We start from the raw sequence: 3,481 nt of genomic DNA on the forward strand, positions 1-3,481 counted from the left end.
TCCTGTCTCCTGTCTCCTGTCTCCTGTCTCCTGTCTCCTGTCTCCTGTCTCCTGTATTCTGTCTCCTGTATTCTATCTCCTGTCTTCTGTCTTCTGTCTTTCATCTCCTCGCGCAATTCTTACAATTTCTGACGCGATATTTTCAGGTGAAAGAATAAAATCTATACACCCGCTTGCTATGGCGCTTTCAGGCATATCCGGCTGCACGGCTGTGTCAGGCTTTTGTGCGATGGTAATGCCCCCAACTTCTTTGATGCCGCACAGTGCTGCCGCCCCGTCACCATCATAGCCGGAGACAATGACAGCGATAAGTTTGCCGTCCCAGTTCTCAGTCAGGGAACGCAGAAAAACCGTAATCACGTCGGGCCATCCCCGAGGCTTTGATATCGGCTTTAAACGGAACTCTCCATCTTGAACGTGCAAATCACGCTGTTCCGGAATGATGAACACATGGTTAGGCTCGATGAGTAAACTTTCCGTGATCAGTTCAACCGGCATCTTCGTATAGCGTGGAAGAAGCTCGTGGAGCAATGTGGCTGTGGTTCTCAGGTGATTGACGATGACTATAGCAACACCCATATCGGCAGGCAGATGCTTTAGTAAACGGGTATAGGCATCGAGGCCGCCGGCCGAACCGCCCACACAAACAACCGGAAAATCTTTCGCAAAACGCTTAGATTCCATCGAGAATCACTCTTCTGTCTTCTGTCTTCTGTCTTCTGTCTTCTGTCTTCTGTCTTCTGTCTTCTATCTTCTATCTTCATTTTTCACTTTTGCAATCTCGTCGCGCAATTCGGCTTCCAGTGTCTTGGTTTCGGTAATGTTTGAAAAGGTGATCACCACGCCGCCGATGACGTCCTCCAGGGTACGATAGGGCATAATGCGCACGGAAAACCAGCGTCCATCATCAGTGGTGATCTGTTTTTCCGAAAAGACCAGCGTGCGCAGCACTTCCCGCGCTTCTTCGGTCATCCCGGGATAGAGCAGATCGTTGACGATATCGGAAAGCGGCCGTCCCACGTCGCCCGGAATCAGCTTGAAGATTTTGTCGGCCCCGGGCGTGAAGCGCCGGACATGGAGGTCGTTATCCAAAAACACCGTGACGACTTGAGTGCTGTTGAGCAGATTATTCATGTCGCTGTTAATCCAGGCAAGCTCATCCATCTTGGATTGCTGTTCGGCGTTTACCGTTTGCAGTTCCTCGTTCATGGATTGCATTTCTTCCCGGGAGGTGGTCAGTTCTTCATTGGTGGATTGCAACTCCTCGTTGGTGGATTGCAGTTCTTCATTGGCGGATTTGAGTTCTTCCTGCGAGGATTGCATTTCCTCGCGGGTCGTCTGTAGCTCTTCGCGCAGGTGCCCGAGTTCCTTCTCCAGTTCCGCAATCCGGCCATGACCGGCAGGCGCGTTCTTCGCGACGGCCTTCACTTTCTTTTCCGGGGGCGCCGCCACATCCGTAAAGACAATCATGACCATGCCCCTCAGCGACTCCGGCTCCTGGATGGCCTGGACGGTGAAATCAACTTGCTTCTTGTCGTTGCCCTCCTCAACGGCAAGCCCCCTGACCGTGACCGCTCCTTTTTGTCTGAGGGCCTTCTGGAAAGCGCTGCCGAGATCAAAACGGAGCCCCTCACGGGCCATGGCGAAAATGTTCCAGTTGGCCTTGCCGGACGCCGGCTCCAGATATTTGCCCGTCCTTCCGCTGATATAAAGGATGTCCCCTTTGTCGTTCACCAGAACGGCGGGCGGGGAGAAGCGCTGCAGAAGCAATTGATCCGCGAGGGACTGGAGATTGGCTACGGGTTTCAACATATTTAACTCCTTGGTAACTCCTGATGGGGTGTGGACAAAGAAAGTAGGAAACACCCCCTGTTCGGCGGTGAGAACAGATTCCCGCCGCCGGAAAATCCGCGATTTGATGTCGAGCGGCGTGAAGAGATCGGGGAAGGCGCTGACCGTTTCCGAATTCCCCAGAAATAAAACGCCGCCCGCATTCAGGCTGTAGTGAAAGAGCGGCAGGAGTTTTTTCTGAAGCTCCGCCGTCAGATAGATTAAAAGGTTGCGGCAGATCAGGATATCCAGTTTTGTAAAGGGCGGGTCCATGATGACGTTCTGCGTGGCAAAGGTCACCATTTCCCTGATCTCCTTAGCGATCCGGTAGCCGTTGCCTTCCCGGATAAAAAACCTTTTCAGGCGATCGGGGGAGACGTCCGCGGCGATGTTATCCGGATAGAACCCCTGCCTGGCTTTGTCTATCGTCTCCCGGTCCAGATCGGTGGCAAAGATATGCAATTTAAAATTTTCCGGCGCTTTGAGCTGTTCCAGCGTTTCCTTGAAGGTCATGGCCAGCGAATAGGCTTCCTCACCGGTCGAACAGCCGACCGACCAGGCGCGTAGCGCTTTGCCGGCCTGACGATCCGCAAGCAACGCCGGAAGCGCTTTTTGGCGCAGATGTTCCCAGGCCTTCTCGTCGCGGAAAAAGCTGGTTACGCCGATGAGCAGTTCTTTGAAGAGGAGTTCCACTTCCTGCGAATTTTCCTGCAGATAGCGCACGTAATCCGCGATCCGTTTAATCTGGTGAATGCTCATACGCCGCTCTACTCGCCGGTAAACGGTGTTTTTCTTGTACATGGAAAAGTCGTGACCGGTCTTACTCCTCAGCAGGATAAGAACTTTCTCCAGTGCGCTCAGTTCTTTTTCCTCCAGAGTGAATTCGGTTTTGGAAATGACAAGGGCATGTCTGAGATAGTCAATAATTTTCCCGGGCAAAGCCTCCGCCGGAGCGATCAGGTCGGCAAGTCCCGCAGAAATCGCGCTTCGGGGCATGCTGTCGAATTTGGCCGAAGCAGGTTCCTGCACCACCGCCAGACCCATTTTTTCTTTGATCGCCCGCAGTCCCATGGTTCCGTCCGAACCCATGCCGGAAAGGATAACTCCGATACTGCTCTCCTGCCGGTCTTCGGCAAGCGAACGCAGGAAATAATCTATGGGCAGGCGCAAACCGCGGGGCGCCTGCGGTTCGAATAGATGCAGCACACCGTGCAGAAGGGACATATCTTTGTTGGGTGGAATCACATAGACGCAATCGGGTTTGATCCGCATCCGGTCTCTGACCTGAAAAACCTTCATCGAAGTGGCGCGGCCGAGCAGCTCGTGCATGATTCCTTTGTGGGTTGGATCCATGTGCTGAATGATGACAAAGGCCAAGCCGCTGTTTGCGGGCACTTTTCTCAGAAATTGCTCGATGGCCTCCAATCCGCCTGCGGAAGCGCCGATGCCGACGACGGGAAAAAGACTCTTTTTACAGGCGAAAGAGTCTTTTAACAAACCGGATTTTTTTTCCCTCTTTTTATTGCCGCTCATGGGGGAACTTAAAAGAGCGGCTGAGGTTAGAGTGGTTGACTTTCCCTCCCTTTGAGCAAGGGGAGGAGAAGGCTTTCTTCTTTTAAGACTGCCACTCAACGGTTTCGTTTTATTTTTC

General features: G+C 52.8%; 2 protein-coding genes and 1 pseudogene. 1 reads left to right on the forward strand and 2 read right to left on the reverse strand.

Annotation, left to right across the window (positions count from 1 at the left end):
* Positions 1-72 precede the first annotated feature (72 nt).
* A complete protein-coding gene (locus QME66_12925; protein ID MDI6809854.1) occupies positions 73-684 on the reverse strand; it encodes a chemotaxis protein CheB in 612 nt (203 codons plus the stop codon).
* Positions 685-694: 10 nt separating this feature from the next.
* Here QME66_12925 and QME66_12930 point away from each other — a divergent pair.
* Positions 695-769: pseudogene (locus tag QME66_12930) on the forward strand (hypothetical protein).
* On the opposite strand, the gene QME66_12935 reads toward QME66_12930, so the two are convergent.
* Entirely contained in the window at positions 748-3,363 is a 2,616-nt protein-coding gene (locus tag QME66_12935; GenBank protein ID MDI6809855.1) for a CheR family methyltransferase, read from the reverse strand. The pseudogene QME66_12930 and the gene QME66_12935 overlap by 22 nt on opposite strands.
* Positions 3,364-3,481: the final 118 nt, after the last annotated feature.

The sequence above is a fragment of the Candidatus Eisenbacteria bacterium genome, assembly GCA_030017955.1.
Classification (GTDB): domain Bacteria; phylum Eisenbacteria; class RBG-16-71-46; order JASEGR01; family JASEGR01; genus JASEGR01.